The 16686-nt window shown below is 48.4% G+C and carries 16 protein-coding genes and 1 pseudogene; 12 read left to right on the forward strand and 5 right to left on the reverse strand.

All coding sequences use genetic code 11. The features are described from left to right. Positions 1–8 precede the first annotated feature (8 nt). From C4N24_RS12515 to C4N24_RS12540, 5 genes are all read right to left on the reverse strand, one after another. A complete protein-coding gene (locus C4N24_RS12515; protein WP_146746807.1) occupies positions 9–1142 on the reverse strand; it encodes a hypothetical protein in 1134 nt (377 codons plus the stop codon). After that, a complete protein-coding gene (locus C4N24_RS12525) occupies positions 1120–2334 on the reverse strand; it encodes a restriction endonuclease subunit S (RefSeq protein WP_146746808.1) in 1215 nt (404 codons plus the stop codon). The genes C4N24_RS12515 and C4N24_RS12525 overlap by 23 nt, the downstream gene beginning before the upstream one ends. Before the next feature lie 8 nt (positions 2335–2342). Then, positions 2343–3290: a DUF2806 domain-containing protein gene (locus tag C4N24_RS12530; protein WP_112091690.1), complete on the reverse strand. Its 948-nt coding sequence runs from the start codon at positions 3288–3290 to the stop codon at positions 2343–2345. Positions 3291–3399: 109 nt separating this feature from the next. Further along, entirely contained in the window at positions 3400–4947 is a 1548-nt protein-coding gene (locus C4N24_RS12535) for a type I restriction-modification system subunit M (RefSeq protein WP_181573091.1), read from the reverse strand. 5 nt (positions 4948–4952) lie between these two features. Further along, on the reverse strand, positions 4953–5540 hold the full coding sequence (locus C4N24_RS12540; RefSeq protein WP_112091692.1) for a restriction endonuclease subunit S: 588 nt from the start codon (positions 5538–5540) through the stop codon (positions 4953–4955). A 353-nt stretch (positions 5541–5893) separates the two neighbouring features. On the opposite strand from C4N24_RS12540, the gene C4N24_RS12545 reads away from it, so the two are divergent. The 12 genes and pseudogenes from C4N24_RS12545 to C4N24_RS12605 form a co-directional block, all read left to right on the forward strand. After that, positions 5894–6931 (forward strand): hypothetical protein, encoded by a 1038-nt coding sequence (locus C4N24_RS12545; RefSeq protein WP_112091693.1) that lies wholly within the window; start codon positions 5894–5896, stop codon positions 6929–6931. Positions 6932–7020: 89 nt separating this feature from the next. Next, positions 7021–7221 (forward strand): annotated as a pseudogene (locus C4N24_RS12550) (ATP-binding protein); the annotation flags it as partial. 40 nt (positions 7222–7261) lie between these two features. Beyond that, on the forward strand, positions 7262–7552 hold the full coding sequence (locus C4N24_RS12555; RefSeq protein ID WP_112091694.1) for a helix-turn-helix domain-containing protein: 291 nt from the start codon (positions 7262–7264) through the stop codon (positions 7550–7552). A 15-nt stretch (positions 7553–7567) separates the two neighbouring features. Further along, entirely contained in the window at positions 7568–8953 is a 1386-nt protein-coding gene (locus C4N24_RS12560) for a site-specific integrase (RefSeq protein ID WP_112091695.1), read from the forward strand. A gap of 467 nt (positions 8954–9420) precedes the next feature. Beyond that, entirely contained in the window at positions 9421–9669 is a 249-nt protein-coding gene (locus tag C4N24_RS12570) for a DUF6061 family protein (RefSeq protein ID WP_112091696.1), read from the forward strand. A gap of 208 nt (positions 9670–9877) precedes the next feature. Continuing rightward, positions 9878–11005, forward strand: a complete 1128-nt coding sequence (locus C4N24_RS12575; RefSeq protein ID WP_179859449.1) for an ROK family transcriptional regulator — start codon at positions 9878–9880, stop codon at positions 11003–11005. A 185-nt stretch (positions 11006–11190) separates the two neighbouring features. After that, complete coding sequence (locus C4N24_RS12580) at positions 11191–12252, forward strand: NAD(P)-dependent alcohol dehydrogenase (protein WP_112091697.1); 1062 nt, start codon at positions 11191–11193, stop codon at positions 12250–12252. After that, entirely contained in the window at positions 12249–12641 is a 393-nt protein-coding gene (locus C4N24_RS12585; protein WP_097791228.1) for a VOC family protein, read from the forward strand. Before C4N24_RS12580 ends, C4N24_RS12585 begins: the two co-directional genes overlap by 4 nt. Before the next feature lie 33 nt (positions 12642–12674). Beyond that, positions 12675–14057: an MFS transporter gene (locus C4N24_RS12590; RefSeq protein ID WP_112091698.1), complete on the forward strand. Its 1383-nt coding sequence runs from the start codon at positions 12675–12677 to the stop codon at positions 14055–14057. A 9-nt stretch (positions 14058–14066) separates the two neighbouring features. Further along, positions 14067–15035: a carbohydrate kinase family protein gene (locus tag C4N24_RS12595; protein WP_112091699.1), complete on the forward strand. Its 969-nt coding sequence runs from the start codon at positions 14067–14069 to the stop codon at positions 15033–15035. A 15-nt stretch (positions 15036–15050) separates the two neighbouring features. After that, positions 15051–15290 carry an HPr family phosphocarrier protein gene (locus C4N24_RS12600; protein WP_015564590.1) on the forward strand — a complete coding sequence of 80 codons (240 nt, stop codon included), beginning with the start codon at positions 15051–15053 and terminating at the stop codon, positions 15288–15290. 970 nt (positions 15291–16260) lie between these two features. After that, positions 16261–16686, forward strand: a 426-nt coding sequence (locus tag C4N24_RS12605; RefSeq protein ID WP_112091700.1) for a plasmid mobilization protein, incomplete at its 3' end; no start/stop codon positions are given.

The raw sequence follows: 16686 nt of genomic DNA on the forward strand, positions 1-16686 counted from the left end.
TGACCTCCTTATTTTTTGACAACTGTATCAAATGTCATCTTTTCAAGCGAGATATCATCCGATTTCAAAATATGCTGATTTGACGTATTGATTGTAATACTGTTTCCGTTTATTTCAGCTTCTTCAAGAATATAAAAATTTTCATTACAAAAAATTACGACTTCTGTTTTTTTCGGAGTGACAAGGCATTCAAATATTCGTTTATCTTTTGCCATTTCACGCCCACTTAATGCGGCAGCTATAACAAGAGCAACAATTATATAGATATATATTAAGAAAAAGCGTTTCCATGATGTTATTGAGAACTCGAATCTTTCACTTTTGAAAATTTTTTCTTCATCTTCTTTTATCTCATCCACAAAAGAGAGTGTGTTATTATTGTTTTCAATGGCTTTATCCAGTTTCGTCTCGACAGCTTTTTTCCCAGAGACTTTTAACTGTGAAACGGACCCCAATAATGCCATTGCTATGAATTCTATCATATATAAGGCACTTAAAATAGTAACCATTACGAAGTTTACAATATCAGTTAATGCAACTAAAACGATCCAAAATAGAATGGCTACTAGCCCCCATACGACCAGTATTTCAAATGCTCCTTTGCAAATTTCTTTCCAAAATAATATTTTTTCAAGTTTTCGTGCTTTCTGAATTAACTCTTTCTGGAGATAGATAGACATTCTTCGTGCATCAAGTCTAGCCAGATGGACTCTATCATCCGCAGATGCCCTTTTATCGTTCCAAAACTCGGCGTACATACTTTTTAATTCTTTATCTTCTTTGTTTATTCTATGACTGAGTATCCGAAATACTTGATTACAACATCTGCCCGTTGTAGTATTATGGATGAATTTTGAAACCGTATTTTTTACGACGAACATCGATATTGTTCCGCATAGCAAAAAAATAAAAGATATCGCAAAAATAGATCCAAGATTCGGTACATTATATGCCGCATATAAGGTATCAATATTCCAGTATCTTAGGAAAGTGACTGTCGCTAATCTGCACGAAAAGCTCATAATTGCCGATGTCAGCGTGACGATCGCCGACACAACAGCAATTATCAATGACGGATTTTTTCTCAAATAATTCCATGCTTTCTTTCCGAAATCCACGTTATCCGTCTTGTCTTTGCTCATCCTCTACTCTCGCTTTCCCCATCAGTAGCAATTGCATCAGTGCTTTTTTCTTCTGCTTTTCGGCCTCAATAGATTTTTGTAGCAGGTCAATTTCATGGTCAGCAACCCTTAAAATTTTAGCAATTTCTTTCTGCTCTTCGGTTTCTGGCATTGTAATTTTGATTCTGAAGAAATCATCAACAGCAATATTTAACATTCCGTGATTTCTTGCTCCCTCTTGAACAATTGATTGAATTTCTCGATTTATAATACTCGTCTCAAAATATTGTTCCAGAAAGTCAAGGGACGCCAATTTCTTGTTTACTGCAAAGCAAATATAAAGGGGCGAAACAACGCCTTGGACATATCTCTTCAAGCGTTTTATTGTGCCGTACGGATAGCCTTTCGAGTAACTTCTATTGTATGCGAATTCGTCTTTTGAAAGCAAGTAGTAGTTGCTTTTATCGTCACTTGCAATTACTTTGTCAAAAAATTCCGTCTGATTTATCAATCCATACTGCGCCGATATTGTAAGAACGTTGTTATTTCCAACCGTATTTTTGGTTTCATTACGGCATGAAATTTCATTCAAGTGAATAGTTTTCCACTCACCCCCAAATCCCGGCAGCCGCTTTTTCCCGGTCAGCAACTGCTGCATCAGATATTTTTTCTGCTGCTGTTTTTGAGCAAGGAGCTTTTCTTTCAGCTCAATCACTTTGTCCTGTGTGGAAAGGATGGCAGCAATCTTTTGCTGCTCAGAAAGGGGAGGCAATGTAATTTTACTTTTCAGAAAACGTTCCTGCCCTAAGGTTCGGTTCCGTCCAGCCCCACCTGGAGATGCCGCTTCCAGAATATCTGTTCCTCTCTTAGTTAGAAAATAATAAATCAAGTAATCAATATCTACCAAATCATTCTTCGGGCGATACATTGGAAAGCGGTGGGAACCAATCATACCAATTTCATTTTCAGTCGTTTTTGTGATTGCCTGTTCCCATGCAAATACCACGTTAAGAATAAAGCAATTGGGCTGAATCCAGAAAACCTGCTTGTTTCCAAGAGCCTTTCCCAAAACTGGTTCTTTATAAAATAAGCCCTTTCCGTGAGAGCGAATACCAATTTGGACATATTTTTTGTTTGATTCAACATTAACAGGGACTTCAACGCGTTCGAGAATATCACGGAATAAATAAACATTCCAATTTTTTGGTTCCATAATCACGATTATTTTCCTCGGATATAAGATAAGTCCATTCCATATTTCTGAAGCTTCTTCTCCATATTGCAAAGTTCATTTTCTGCTCTTTTCCAATACGGAAGACATATTTTTTCATAAAACCCATCTAGCTTTTCTACGCAAATCGAATGGTATAAGGCTTTACCTGCTTTTGTAAAGATTGCTCCGCCAACAGCAATTCGCTTTGTTTCAGATAAAGGGTAGATTTCATCAAAATATTGAACTGTAGTTTCACCTGTTTCACTTGCTAAAAAATATGAATTGGAATTTGTATTAATAAGTCCAAGTGATGTTAAGTCGATTAACGTATCAAGTGCAAGGCCCCACTGCGCATATTTATCAATATTGACAGTGTCAATGATTGGCGATGCTGATTTGCCCATCCGAATAGCCATTCTGCAAATTAAAGAAAAGTTTTCTGCATCCTCTTTGTCCATCCGCGGAAGAATTTCCAACAAGGCTCTTGGTACACATCCTGGCTCATTGCACTCATTCGCTAAAATCTTGCCCCAAATAAGTTGAAACTCTTCGGAAGACACAAGCCGAGCTTTATCCATGAACTGTGCCAACCAGTCAGCATCAATATTTTCTGGCTTTGCATCACTTTTCACAGATTGTATGGCAATGGATACAATGTTTTCTTGGTTGCAGTACTCGCGAATAATCTTTTTGGCATTACTGATTCGAGCTGCTTTAATTAGTGGATCAATGTTACTGTTTTGGATTTCAGCAATATAGGTATTTATTGCTACGCGATTTGGCGTATCATGGTTTGCATACCAACCCACAGCGTGCGACAATTTATCCAACAATGCTGTAATAACTCCGCCTAATGCAGTGGCAGCTTCACCGGTTCCTAAAAGATCTGTTAATGTTCCCATTTTTCCTTCCTCCTGCGATTTACTTCTTGCAGTCGATAGGCTTTCATCGTCCATGCTCTTGCTTTCCTTTCATAAGAAAGTATATCATACGCCGATGTACAATTTAAACTACAATATTTCGGAATTTTTGCATCATAAACTGTGCATTGCCTCGTATAAAGCTTTACAACCCCAGCTCATCCAAATACTTTTTCATCTGCTCCTGTACCTGCGCCAGTTCAGCTTCGATATCCGCAATATTTTTCTTCACCGCCTGAATATCTACCGGGTCTTCCTCTTCAAAAGTATCCACATAGCGGGGAATGTTCAGATTGTAGTCGTTCTCCCGGATTTCATCCAGCGTCGCACGATAGCTGTACTTCGGCGTGGTTTCACGCTTTTTATAGGCATCCACAATTTTCTGGATGTCCGTGTCTCGCAGAAGGTTCTGGTTCTTGCCTTTCTCGAAGTTGCCCTCTGCGGAAGCGTCGATGAACAGAACATTATCGACACCTCGGCTAATGCGATCCTTGCGGAACACCAGAATGCAGGCCGGAATGCCCGTGCCGTAAAACAGGTTGGCAGGCAGACCGATCACAGCATCCAGAAGGTTGTGTTCAACAATCTGGCGGCGAATTTTGCCCTCGCTCGCACCGCGGAACAGTACACCGTGGGGCAGCACGACAGCCATTCGGCCTTGACTGCGGTCAAGGCTGTTGAGCATATGCAGAACAAAAGCATAATCACCCTTGGAAGATGGTGGAACGCCCCAATCAAAGCGCCCCCATGGGTCCAGAGAAGCGTTCATTTTTTCCGGCTTTTTTCCCTTGGCATCCAAAACCGCATTGGAAAGGAAGCCGCTGTCCCATTTGTCCAAACTGAATGGCGGGTTTGCCACAATGCACTGGAACAACATCAGATTATCGTTTTCGATATTCTGCGGGTTGCTCAGGGTGTCGCCCTGCCAGATGCGGGCATCGTCTACCTCGTGCAGGAACATATTCATCTTGCACAGAGCCCATGTCTGTGCGTTTAATTCCTGACCGTAAACTGCCACTTTTCCGTCCGGCACGCGCTTGCATGCCTTGAGCAGGAGACCACCGCTGCCGCAGGTCGGGTCATAGATACGGTCATTTTCCTGCGGATCTACCAATGCCGCTGCCAGTTCGGAGACCTTGCTCGGCGTAAAGAACTCTCCGCCCTTCTTGCCGGCGTCCGAAGCAAAGTTGCCGATCATATATTCGTAGGCATCACCGATAATGTCAGAACCGTCCAGCGCAGAAGAACGCAGGTCAAGTCCGTGGAAGTCTTCCAGCAGGTTGCAGAGGGTCGCATTTTTTGCCTTGATGTCTGTACCAAAGTCCACATTGGAGTTGAAATCGATGGAGCGAAACACGTTCCGAAGCTTGCTGCTGTTATGATCTTCAATAGAAGCCAGTGCCGTGTTGATCTTCAGCCCGATTTCGGAATCATGGCGATTTTTATAAAGGTACCCAAACGTAGATGTATCATCCAGCTTAAAACGCTCACGGCTCATGGCACGCTCGACACGGCGTTCATCACCGTCGTATTGCTCCCGGTATTGCTCTCGTTTTTCCTCCGAAACGTCGCTCAGATATTTTACGAACAGCATGGAAAGAATGTAGTCCTTATAACGGGAACTGTCAATTTTACCGCGAAAGCTGTCGCAGGCGTTCCAAAGAACGCGTTCGATTTCCGATTTTGTCGTCATAGTCGTTATCCTTTCCTCTGTGCGTGATTCATTTGTTCCAGCATCGCCTCATAGCAGCTTCGCTTTTCAACTTCCAACTTACGCAGAAGGCGTAGTTCCTGCTGTGCCAGCAAGCGAAGCGCTTCCATCTGGCGTTGTATTTCCGGCGATGGCAGCTGAAGCTCCAAGCGGCAAAAATACCTTGCGTTTACGGAGCTGATCATACTTTTGGTGGTATTTTGATAGATCTGCCTTTTTGCCTTCGGCGTGTTCAGATACCAATAAAGATACCCCGGCACAAGCTCTGTTCCCTGAATGCGAATTACGACAAAATTCGACGTGATCACCAAGTTGCGTGTGGTGTCGTCAATCAAAACTGCTGTGTAGGGGGCAGTCAAGCGCACTACAATGTCATTTGGCTGCGTCAGATAGTCCATGGACAATGGTTCTTTCGCGAAGTACGGCTCCAATTCAGCAGGATCAATCTCACCTTCCGCTTTTACCGCCCGTAGACTAAGTTGGTGGTATCGGATCGCCTGTGGGGAGTCGGCGCTTGCCTGTTTTCGAGAAAGGACAAGTCCGCTACGGATATCTGCAATTTCTCCAAGATTCATTTCACACCTCTGCTGTCACGTGCAATAAAGAACAAAAGCTTTTGAAAAAGAAAGACAGAGCGGATTTCACTCTGTCTCTGAGTTAAGTATACTCTGCTTTGATTATCAATGTCAAGTGCTTTTTGCAAATTATCCCGTCATAATTAAAAATAACACTATTTTTGAGCTTATCAAATTTCACCGTTTCCCTGATCTTACCCACATGACACTATAGCATCGTAGAATTGGCTCGGATTTTTTATTTTGCATCATTGTATACAACACATGGACTGAGAGGGTGGGTAACTTGGACTACGAGTCCATAAACTTTTGCTGCGGAAACCGGTACACTGTTGTCAAAGGAGGCGAACAATATGCTGAAACTAAGCAATCTCAAAATAGACCCCGAGTTTTCCGCTCAAATTTTGCCGCTGAGTTTTGAGGAGCTCCAGCAGCTTGAAATGAACATGATTCGAGACGGAAAGCTCACAGACCCGATCATTGTGTGGAACAAAACCATTCTGGACGGGCATAACCGCTACAACATCCTGCGGAAGCATTCGTTTATTGAATATGAGATCAAAGAAATGGAGTTTTCCAGCCATCAGGAGGCTCTGATCTGGATCTGCAATCATCAGCTTGGGCGGCGCAACCTGACACCTGAGCGTAGAAAGTATCTGATTGGAAAGCGGTATGAAATGGAAAAACAGGTCTCTCAAAACCGCGGCAATCAGTATACATCCGCCAAGAAAGATGCCACGGATCAAAATGATCCCTGCCAAAACAAATCCGGCAGCCACGTTACGCGGCAGCGGATCGCAAACGAGACCGGCACCAGCGAGGGTTATGTGCAGCGTGCCGAAAAGTACATGAACGGCGTGGAGGCTGCCGATGAAGCAGCACCCGGTGCCCGGGAGGAAATTCTAAACGGGAAAATCAAAGCTGCTGACCGTGAGATCTGTGCCATCGCTAAGGCTCCGAAGGAACAGCGGTCGGAAATCGTTGCAGAACTTCGCAAGCCGAAAAGTGAGCGAGATAAGCAGCTTGCTTCCTCTACAAAAAGCCCTTCCGTGAAGGTAGAATCTTTTGATGATGACGGAAGTCGATTTCTGATCGGCATTTCAAAAAAAGTACAAGGGCACAAAAGGGCACTGACCGAAAGTGATCAAAAAGCCCTGAAAAAATCTGTTGAAGCATCTGCGGATCATTCCATCCACATCGCTGCGATTGAAGGTGCTTATGACGCCTTTATCGAGAATTGGGAACTCACGTTTCGAGAGTACCCAGATCTTCTGACAGGGCCGGAAAACTGGAAGCAAATTGAAAAGTATTCTGACAATCTGCAGCGCTATCTGGAATTTATCCGCTCGAAGCACCTGAAAATGCTGGAATCGCAGAGACAGGGAGGGTGATTGGCTTGTTTGATGATTTGACCGTTTGTACTCCGCTACCCCGGTATCTGCCATTTCCAAAGTTTTTGCTGGACGCTCAATTAAGCCCTAGCCGATACCGCAGCCAAAAACCGCTGATCGTCACCACCAACCTGCCGCTGAACGAGATACGGCATCCACAGGATACTGCTCACGCCCGCATTTATGACCGCATTCTGGAAATGTGCGTTCCAATTTCCTGCATCGGGGCAAGTCTTCGCAAAGAGAACGCACAGAAAAAGTTGGAATCCATGAAATCGTTGATCGGCTGATACACTAAACGAATATGCACCTAACAAAAGGAGGGCAGCAATGACCGAAATTGTGAGATCTTTTGATTATACGAAAAATATCTTGCAGACCATTCCGAATAACGATACAATGGAAGTGGTCACTCAAACCAATGCCGTCAAGTCTCCGACTGACAGCCTGAAAGCCACAACACTGGTGTACACGGTGGAAGAGATCGCGCAGATGCTGTCCATCAGCCTGCGCTCTGCTTACAACCTGTGCAACAGCACTACCGAATTCCGTGTCCTGCGGGTAGGCGGAAGCATCCGCGTCCCGAAAGACAGCTTCGATGCGTGGCTCCGGGCAGCTTGAAAAAGGAGATAACGTATGGCATATATTACGAAACGCGGCAGCTCCTATGGTGTCCGCTATACTTACCAAGACGAGCAGGGTAAAAACTGCAACAAATGGGAAAGTTTTTCCACGAAAGAGGAGGCAATAAACCGCAAAAAACAAATCGAACATGAACTGGCAAACGGAACGTTTCTGATTCCGTCCACCATCACCGTCAAAGAGTTTTTGATGGAGTGGCTTCCCAAACAGTGCAACAAGCACAAGTGGGCACCGCAGACCTATCAATCCAATCTGGGAACGGTCCAGAACCTCATTATTCCGTACATCGGCGATATGCAGATGCAAAAGCTCAAGCCTTACCATCTAGAAGACCCGTATTCTACCCTCAGCAAAACGCCCTGCGGCCAGTATTATGAGGGCAAAAAGCAGGTGCTTTCGGAAAAACAACAGCAGCGGCTTCTCTCCGGCACGACCATCCACGAGGTGCACCGCCTGCTGCGGACAGCGTTCCAGTATGCGGTGGAGTGGGGCATCCTCATCAAAAGCCCCGTTCCGGTGGACAGCCCTAAAAAGTCGATTCAGGAGCGTGCCATCTGGGATGCGGACGAGATGTGGGCCGCACTTGCCAGCATGGAGGACCCCTTTCTGCATCTGGCAGTCCATCTTACGCTGGTGGGCGCACTGCGCGAGGGTGAAGTTGCTGGCCTGACTCCGGAAGATCTTGATTTTGAGGGAGCAGACGGCACAGGCACGTTCCGCATCAACAAGTGTATGCAGCGTGTCCAAAAGGCATCGCTGGCAAAAACGGGCAAGGGCTGCATCTTGCAGGAGTTTGAGGATAAGCGCGAGGGCAGTACCACAACGCTGGTGCTCAAAAAGACTAAAACAGCATCTTCCAACCGAACCATTTTCATGACAGCCGTGTTGAAAGAGGAATTGAAGCACTGGCTAAAGCGTCTGGAAATGGACGAAGCTGTTGACCCGGAACGCTATCGCAACAGCGGGATGCTGCTGCGCCTGCCCAACGGTTTGGCGGTAGAGCCGATCCTCATCCGCAAAAAGTTCATCAAGTGGCAGGACGAGCACCCGGAGTTCACTCGCATTGTGTTTCACGGTCTGCGGCATTCCAGTGCCACCTACCAACTGATGATCTCCGGCGGCGATGTGAAAGCTGTGCAAGGCACAACGGGCCACGCCAGTGCCAATCTGCTGGTCAACACCTATGCACACATCCAGCAGGATTCCCGTAAGAAGCTGGGTAAAAGGTTCGAGGAAGGCTTCTACAAGCCGGGAGCAACACTTGTACAGGCTGCCCCGGTTGAAGCAGAACCGACCATCTCCGTGTCGGCACTGCTGGAGCTTCTGAAGAACGCAGACCCCTCTGTAAAAGCGCAGCTTCGCCTTGCTCTGCTGACCTGAATTGCAAAAAAATAGCACGAATTGCAGAGTAATTCACGGACTTACTCCATCTGACACGAAAAATGCGGACCGTGCAAAAACCGTGCAGAGACCGTGCAAATGGCGTATAAACAAAAAATCCCACGAAGAATCGTAAGATTCTTCGTGGGATTTTGGTGCGCTCGAGGGAACTCGAATCCCTGGCCCTCTGATTAAAAGAATCCAAGGTGCATCATTCGTCAAATTTCAAAAGTTCGAAGAAGCATTATTTTTATCGCATCATCGCAAAACACGCCTTTGCACACACCGCATTGTTTGCATACAGTGTAATACTTTGCAACCGTTATCCAGCTATTCAGGTGTGCAAAAAGTGTGCAAAAATGTGCAGACGGGCAAAACAAAGCCCAATGGACAAATCAACCACCGGTTTTATGGCAGGGTTTAGGACATCCGAACAGACACCGTTTGATATAGAAATGAGGTTCACCATGAACAAACTGCTTTCCTGCCGCTTCAATATGGACACCAACCGGGTGGAAATCCGGTTCGAAGATGGCACCACTCTTGCCATCGACTGCATCGCTGTGGAGGACGAGTACGGTAACACCCCGGCACAGCGGGCAGAGCTGGACTGGCTGCTGTATAATAAGCCCTTGGAGTATGCACAGATGGTGCTGAGAGGGGAGATGGAGCGTTATCTGTCGCTTGGCTGTGACCACGGCAGACTGGAAGATTAAGCCCTTATAAAGAACACGGTGCCCACCGACCTATGGTTTGCCATAAGCTGGTAGCATCGCTTCTTATCCATAAGCAACTCGCTCTTTTCGGCTAACGCTTTTTTGTAAATGTTTCCCTTGCAGAATCTCGCCAGATTCTCTATAATAAGAAAGAGCTTTATAAATCTTCTTTCAAATGTTGAATCTGCTCTTGGAGGTGAGTGAGCCCATGACCGGCAGCGGCGCAAATAACCGTGATGTTAAAAAAATCAACCGCATCCGAACGATTCGCAGCATTTTTTCCTGCGACCGAATCTCGCAGCCGGAGCTTGCGGCAAAAGTCAACAACAGCTGGCCGACCGTATTGCAGAATGTCAAAGAACTGATAGCGATGGGACTGGTGCAGGAGGTCGGCACCTTTGAATCTACCGGTGGGCGCAAGGCGAGAGCATTTGCTCCCGTGCGGAATGCCAGACTTGCGGTCGGACTGGAGATCACCCAGAATCATGTCGGAGCAGTTCTGGTCGATCTGTCCGGTAACCTTCTCCACTATGAGCGTAAAAAGCGTCTTTATGAGCGGTCGGACACCTATGCGGAAATGCTTGCCGGAATCGTGCAGGGGCTGATTGAAAAAGAGGGCTGCCCGGTCGAAAAAATCTTGGGCGTCGGCATTTCGCTGCCCGGTATTCTGGACAAAGAGGGGCAGACATTGGTTTACTCTCATGCCTTGGGTCTGCGGAATGTTCCTACCGAAGAATTCAGCCGTTACATCCCGTTCTCCTGCCGGTTCATCAACGACGCGAACGCTGCCGGACTTGCTGAAGTGCGCGACCTCGAATCTCCCCGCAGCCTTGTCTACCTTTCTCTGAGCAACAGTGTCGGCGGTGCGATTCTGACCGGTGGAGCGCTCTATGGCGGCGACCATCTTCGTGCCGGAGAGTTCGGGCACAACACGCTCGTTCCCGATGGCCGCCCCTGCTACTGCGGAAAAAAGGGCTGTCTGGATGCCTATTGCTCTGCAAAAGTCCTCTCCCAGCTGACCGACGGAAATCTTGCACTATTCTTTGACGGGTTGCGCTCCGGCAATGCAGCTTTGCAAACGGCATGGAATGAATACCTTTCTTACCTTGCTGTAGCAGTCAATAATCTGCGCATGACCTTCGACTGTGATGTAATTGTTGGCGGCTACGTTGGCGGCTTTCTGGCAGAGTTTGGCGAACCGCTCCGGGAAATGCTGGTCGAGCGTAATACGTTTGAGCCGGACAGTTCCTACCTGAAGTTCAGCCGCTATAGGCTGGAAGCCTCTGCGCTGGGAGCCGCTCTGCTCCATATCGAAGCCTTTATTCAGAACCTATAAACCTTCCCATCGAGGACGGCACCTGCCGTCCTCGATTTTTTGCACAATTCCGCCGCTTTTTCCTTGTGCAGTTCTCCGAATCCGCGAAAAAGGGCTTGACTTTGGTTGTGCGGTGTGTTAATTTGTAGTCACATTCATAAACACTTTATAAAAGTTAATAAACAAATAAAAACGGAGGTCATCTTATGAAAGGCACAATGAAAGTTGCAGTCATGAACGGCATCGGCAAGATGGGCTACACCACCCGCCCGATCCCCACACCCAAAGAGGACGAAGTTCTTGTCAAGCTGGAATACGTTGGCATCTGCGGCAGCGATATGCACTACTATGAAACGGGTGCGATCGGCAATTATGTGGTCAAGCCACCGTTCGTGCTGGGCCACGAGCCGGGCGGCACAGTCGTGGAAGTTGGCAGTGCTGTCAAGCATCTGAAAGTTGGCGACCGCGTTGCGCTGGAGCCGGGCAAGACCTGCGGTCACTGCAAGTTCTGCCGTGAGGGCAAATACAACCTCTGCCCGGATGTTGTGTTCTTCGCTACCCCGCCGGTAGACGGTGTTTTTCAGGAGTATGTGGCACATGAAGCAAACCTCTGCTTCAAGCTACCGGACAACGTAAGCACCATGGAAGGTGCGCTGATCGAGCCTCTGGCCGTTGGTTTCCACGCCGCCAATCAGGGCGGTGCTCATGCCGGTCAGACTGCGGTGGTCATGGGTGCAGGCTGCATTGGTCTGGTCTCCATGATGGCGCTGAAAGCCGAGGGTGTTTCCCGTGTTTACGTTGTAGATATCATGCAGAAGCGTCTGGATAAGGCTCTTGAACTGGGTGCAGACGGTGTGATCAACAGCCGCGAAAAGGATGCTGTCCAGACGATTCTCGACCTGACCGATGGTCTGGGCTGCGACCTCGTTATCGAGACTGCTGGTACAGAAATCACTACCCGCCAGGCCATTGAGATGGCGCAGAAGGGCGCAAACATCGTTCTGGTTGGTTACTCCAAATCCGGCGAGATGACCCTGCCTATGAGCCTTGCACTGGACAAGGAACTGACCTTCAAGACCGTGTTCCGTTATCGCCACATTTACCCCATGGCGATCGATGCCGTTGCTTCCGGCAAAATCAATCTGAAGGGCATTGTGACCAACATCTTTAACTTTGACGACATCCAGAATGCCATGGACAAGAGCATTTCGGACAAGGCCAACATCGTCAAAGCAGTGGTGAAGATTGCGGAGGAAACGAAGGTATGAGCTTTCCGCAGGTTCTGACCGGTGTGGCGCACATTGGCATCCCAACAAATGATCTCGACAAGACCATTGTATTTTACAAGAAGCTGGGGTTTGTTTCTGCGCTGGAAACGGTGAACAAAGCCGCCGGGGAGCGCGTTGCGTTTCTTCAGCTTGGCGATCTGATGATCGAAACCTATGAAAACCATCGTGCGGCGGAAAAGGCCGGAGCAATCGACCATGTAGCTCTGGCAACGACCGATATCGAAGCCGCCTTTGCTGCGGCAAAAGAGGCAGGGATGCACCTGCTGCATTCCAGCATCCAGTCACTGCCGTTCTGGGAAAACGGTGTTCGCTTTTTCATGGTCGAAGGCCCGAATAAAGAGAGAATAGAGTTCTGCCAGAAATTATAAGCATCGCGTCAAGAGGAGAAAGGAGCGCGCCGTATGAGTTACACAGCAGAGCCGAAACAGCAGGATACGAACATCAAAGTCCCTCTGATCAGTAAAATCGCTTACGGCATGGGCGATGTGGGTTGCAACTTCAGCTGGATGTTCGTTGGCAACTTCTTGATGATTTTTTACACCGATGTCTGCGGCATCAGCATGGCGGCAGTGTCCCTCCTGATGCTGGTCTCCCGCTTCTGGGATGCCATCAATGACCCCGTGATCGGTTCGCTGAGCGACCGTACCCGTTCCCGCTGGGGACGCTACCGTCCATGGCTGTTGTTCGGCGCGCCGGCAACTGCTGTGGTGCTCGTGCTGACGTTCTGGGCGCACCCCACATGGTCAGACAGTGCTAAGAGCCTGTATATGTACATTACTTACTGTGTACTGGTTCTGGGCTATACTTGCGTGAACATCCCTTATGGTACGCTCTGCGGCACCCTGACCCAGAACATCGAGGAGCGTGCGAAAATCAACACCTCTCGCTCCGTCTGTGCCATGATCGCCATCAATATCATCAACATCATCACCCTGCCTTTGATCTCTGCTTTTGGCGGTGATAATGCAGCACGGGGATATCTTCTGGTGACCGTCCTTTACGGCGGTATCTTCACCCTCTGTCACTGGTTCTGTTTTGCCAAAACCAAAGAGGTCGTCCAGCCCCCGGAGCGGAAAAAAGTCTCACTGAAAAAGCAGTTGGATGCAGCGCTTCAGAACAAGCCCTACCTGATTGCACTGGCGGGTCAGTTCCTGTTCGGTGTGACGCTGTATGGCCGCAATGCCGACCTGCTCTATTACTTCAAATATGTGGAAGGCAACGAGAATCTGTTTACCATCTACTCGATGATCCTGATCGTTCCCTCCATTCTGGGTGCTGCGGCATTCCCCTTCGTGTTTGAAAAACTGGGCAACAAAGGGCACACCGCTTCCCTTTTCGCTGCCGGAACCGGCGTTTCCCTGATTGCGCTCTATTTCTTCAGTGCAGTTTCTTCTCCCATTCCGTTCTATACATTCGCTGCACTGTCCCAGTTCTTCTTCTGCGGATTCAATACCGCCATCTACGCCATCGTTCCCGACTGCGTGGAGTATGGCGAGTGGAAAACCGGTGTCCGCAACGATGGTTTCCAGTACGCATTCGTTTCACTGGGGAACAAGCTGGGCATGGCGATTGGCACCTCTGCGCTGGCTGGTGTGCTGAGTACATTGAGTTTTGCCCCCAATCAGGTGCAGAATGCTGCCGTGCAGAATGCGATGCACTATGCATTCTCGCTGCTTCCCGGTGTGCTGTGGCTGATAACAGCGATTGTCCTGTTCTTCTACCGAATCAGTAAGCGTTCGTATAACCAGATTATGTCCGAACTGAACGCTAGAAAAACAGGTTGAGGTGATACCATGTTTGATGTTGTAGCTTTGGGAGAAAGCCTGATCGACTTTACCCCGAACGGAACCAATGCACAGGGCATCGAATTGTTTGCCCGGAATCCCGGCGGTGCACCCGCCAATGTCCTTGCCATGAATGCCCGTCTGGGCGGCAAAACAGCATTCATCGGAAAAGTCGGCAAAGACGGATTTGGCGATTTTCTCCGCCAGACCCTTGTGGAAAGCAGCATTGATGTGTCCGGTCTGATGATTGACGAAAAGATTCCCACGACCCTTGCCTTCGTACAGCTTGACAGCAAGGGAGACCGCTCCTTTACCTTTTACCGGAACCCCGGTGCCGATGTGATGCTGACTTCGGCAGAAGTCAACAGGAATCTGATTGACGATGCTGCCATCTTCCATTTCGGCTCTGTCTCTCTGACCTCCGACCCGAGCCGCACCGCCACGTTGGAAGCTGCGCGGTATGCACGGCAGCAGGGCAAGCTGGTCAGCTTTGACCCCAATTACCGTCCGCTTCTATGGGAGCACCCGGCAGATGCCGTTGTTCAGATGCAGGAAGGTGTCAAGCTGGCGGATCTTCTGAAAGTTTCCGAGGAAGAAATGCAGCTTATCACAAACGAAAGCGACCTTGCCCGCGGCTCACAAGCCCTGCTCGAAATGGGGCCATCTCTTGTGCTGGTATCGCTGGGTGCAAAGGGTGCTTATTACCGGAACGCTGTGGGCGCAGGGCATCTTCCCACCTATGATGTGCCTACCGTGGACACGACGGGTGCAGGCGATGCTTTCATGGGCGCAATTCACTACCAGCTGCGGAGAAAAGCTGCGGAGGATTTGCGTACCCTCCCTGCATTTGAGCTTGAAGAAATCGTCCGCTTCGGCAATGCAGCGGGCAGTCTGACCACGACAAAGGGCGGCGCAATCCCTGCAATGCCCTCCATGGTGGAAATTCAGAACTGCATTGCCTCTATCCCACTGATGTAAAAGAAAGGATACCCTATGACAAAATTACAGATCAGAATGCGGCAGGTCGATCAGGTCAAGGACTTTGTAGATTTGCTGTCCAAATATCCCTATGAGATGGACTTAGTCTCCGGGCGATATACCATTGATGCCAAATCCCTGCTTGGCATTTACAGTCTTGACCTGAGCAATCCGCTTACCCTTGTGATTTATTCCGATTCCTGCGAAGAACTGCTGACACAGCTCCATGCGCTGCTCCCAGATTGCATCGTCTGATTTTCTACGCTTTTCTCCTTCTTCCATTTGCACCGTTCAATTCTGGTTCTCCTTCACCAGAATCGGGCGGTGTTTTGATTTGTATAAGTCTTACTATCACTGCTTTACTGCAATAAAATTTGCAAAACCATCTTGACGCGCTCCGCAATCCATGATACCCTTTATCGCAAATCCCACCAATTTTGTAGAAAAGTACAGAACGGCGAGGATTTATTCCCCATGAAGATTTTTACCGCCCCGCAACACACCCGATCTATTTTGCCGCCGTTTCACCCGACAAAATCCATCGCTGCGCTGCATGGGCGGTATTTTTCTTTTTCACAAATAAAATCTTATGTAGTTGTTCAATCTTCCAAAATTTGTTTTTAGTTGTTGACTGCACAACCTCAAAGTGTTATTCTGATGCTTGAAAGAAGCAGGCTGTAGTGTCTGCACTGCGCCCGGCTTTCTTCATACTGAACCTTGAATCTTACATAAGCCGTCTGAACGAGATACTGCGCCATGACCTCACACTTTCTGTGGGCGAGCCGGACAACGCCGCTGCATAAACAGGGGCAGGAACTGCGTTCGGTGTGAACGGTGACCATGAGCAGGGGCTTTGCCTTTTCACACGTTTTGCTCTGCAAAATTTTCAACGTGCATTGCGGTTCGACTTCTGAAATTTTCAGTGTTGCTCGGAAAGGGCGAAAGCAAGTATCGACCTGTGGCCACAAATTTTCAATGCTTGAAAATGTTCTGTCACATGGTCTAGCACTTGTCGGAGTGAGACTCCTCCATTTGCTACGCAAACCGTGCTGCCACTCGAAAGCCCCACTGGGGCTTTCGTTGCTGCGCAACCGCGGTCTTGTTGGGGAGTGCCTTCCCCAAACCCTGCTCCAGCGTTGCACCGCTGGTGCAAAAGCGGCGTGTCGCATTACATAGCCCTCTCCATCCCGGAGCGGGCATTTATCATTTTCACAGGAGGTCGAATATGGCTGAAATGAAAAGTACGAACGCACACGCACGAGAGAACCGCAATGATACGCCGCGAAAACGAAAGACACACATCATCAAAGTCAGGGTGACCGCAGAAGAAAAACTGCGGATCGCATACGCCTGCAAAGAACTCCACCTCACCCAATCCGAACTCGTCCGCCGCGTCCTGTACGGCGTGAACGTCAAGCACACCGTTGTGGTGGCGCAGGGCGGCGAGGATGCACTGGCGGCGCTTGCCGCCTTGTCTGCTCAGTGCAGCAAGGTGGGAAGCAACCTCAACCAGCTTGCACGGCACTTCAACTCCGGCGGCAAAGACACCGAGCAGCTCCGGGCGCAAATTCTGGAGGAACTGTCCGCACTCACGAACTTTCGGCTGAAAGCCGAAGAAACGGTTGGTGAACTGTATGGCAACCATCAAGCA

This window comes from Faecalibacterium prausnitzii (assembly GCF_003287405.1).
GTDB lineage: Bacteria > Bacillota > Clostridia > Oscillospirales > Ruminococcaceae > Faecalibacterium > Faecalibacterium intestinale.

What these genes read in the sequence shown, in the direction of transcription:
- C4N24_RS12545 (WP_112091693.1), top strand. Translation starts at nt 5,894, where the DNA reads ATGCTGAAACTAAGCAATCTCAAAATAGACCCCGAGTTTTCCGCTCAA.
- C4N24_RS12575 (WP_179859449.1), top strand. Translation starts at nt 9,878, where the DNA reads ATGACCGGCAGCGGCGCAAATAACCGTGATGTTAAAAAAATCAACCGC.
- C4N24_RS12555 (WP_112091694.1), top strand. Translation starts at nt 7,262, where the DNA reads ATGACCGAAATTGTGAGATCTTTTGATTATACGAAAAATATCTTGCAG.
- C4N24_RS12535 (WP_181573091.1), bottom strand. Translation starts at nt 4,947, where the DNA reads ATGACGACAAAATCGGAAATCGAACGCGTTCTTTGGAACGCCTGCGAC.
- C4N24_RS12525 (WP_146746808.1), bottom strand. Translation starts at nt 2,334, where the DNA reads ATGGAACCAAAAAATTGGAATGTTTATTTATTCCGTGATATTCTCGAA.
- C4N24_RS12560 (WP_112091695.1), top strand. Translation starts at nt 7,568, where the DNA reads ATGGCATATATTACGAAACGCGGCAGCTCCTATGGTGTCCGCTATACT.
- C4N24_RS12590 (WP_112091698.1), top strand. Translation starts at nt 12,675, where the DNA reads ATGAGTTACACAGCAGAGCCGAAACAGCAGGATACGAACATCAAAGTC.
- C4N24_RS12570 (WP_112091696.1), top strand. Translation starts at nt 9,421, where the DNA reads ATGAACAAACTGCTTTCCTGCCGCTTCAATATGGACACCAACCGGGTG.
- C4N24_RS12530 (WP_112091690.1), bottom strand. Translation starts at nt 3,290, where the DNA reads ATGGACGATGAAAGCCTATCGACTGCAAGAAGTAAATCGCAGGAGGAA.
- C4N24_RS12580 (WP_112091697.1), top strand. Translation starts at nt 11,191, where the DNA reads ATGAAAGGCACAATGAAAGTTGCAGTCATGAACGGCATCGGCAAGATG.
- C4N24_RS12595 (WP_112091699.1), top strand. Translation starts at nt 14,067, where the DNA reads ATGTTTGATGTTGTAGCTTTGGGAGAAAGCCTGATCGACTTTACCCCG.
- C4N24_RS12585 (WP_097791228.1), top strand. Translation starts at nt 12,249, where the DNA reads ATGAGCTTTCCGCAGGTTCTGACCGGTGTGGCGCACATTGGCATCCCA.
- C4N24_RS12515 (WP_146746807.1), bottom strand. Translation starts at nt 1,142, where the DNA reads ATGAGCAAAGACAAGACGGATAACGTGGATTTCGGAAAGAAAGCATGG.
- C4N24_RS12540 (WP_112091692.1), bottom strand. Translation starts at nt 5,540, where the DNA reads ATGAATCTTGGAGAAATTGCAGATATCCGTAGCGGACTTGTCCTTTCT.
- C4N24_RS12600 (WP_015564590.1), top strand. Translation starts at nt 15,051, where the DNA reads ATGACAAAATTACAGATCAGAATGCGGCAGGTCGATCAGGTCAAGGAC.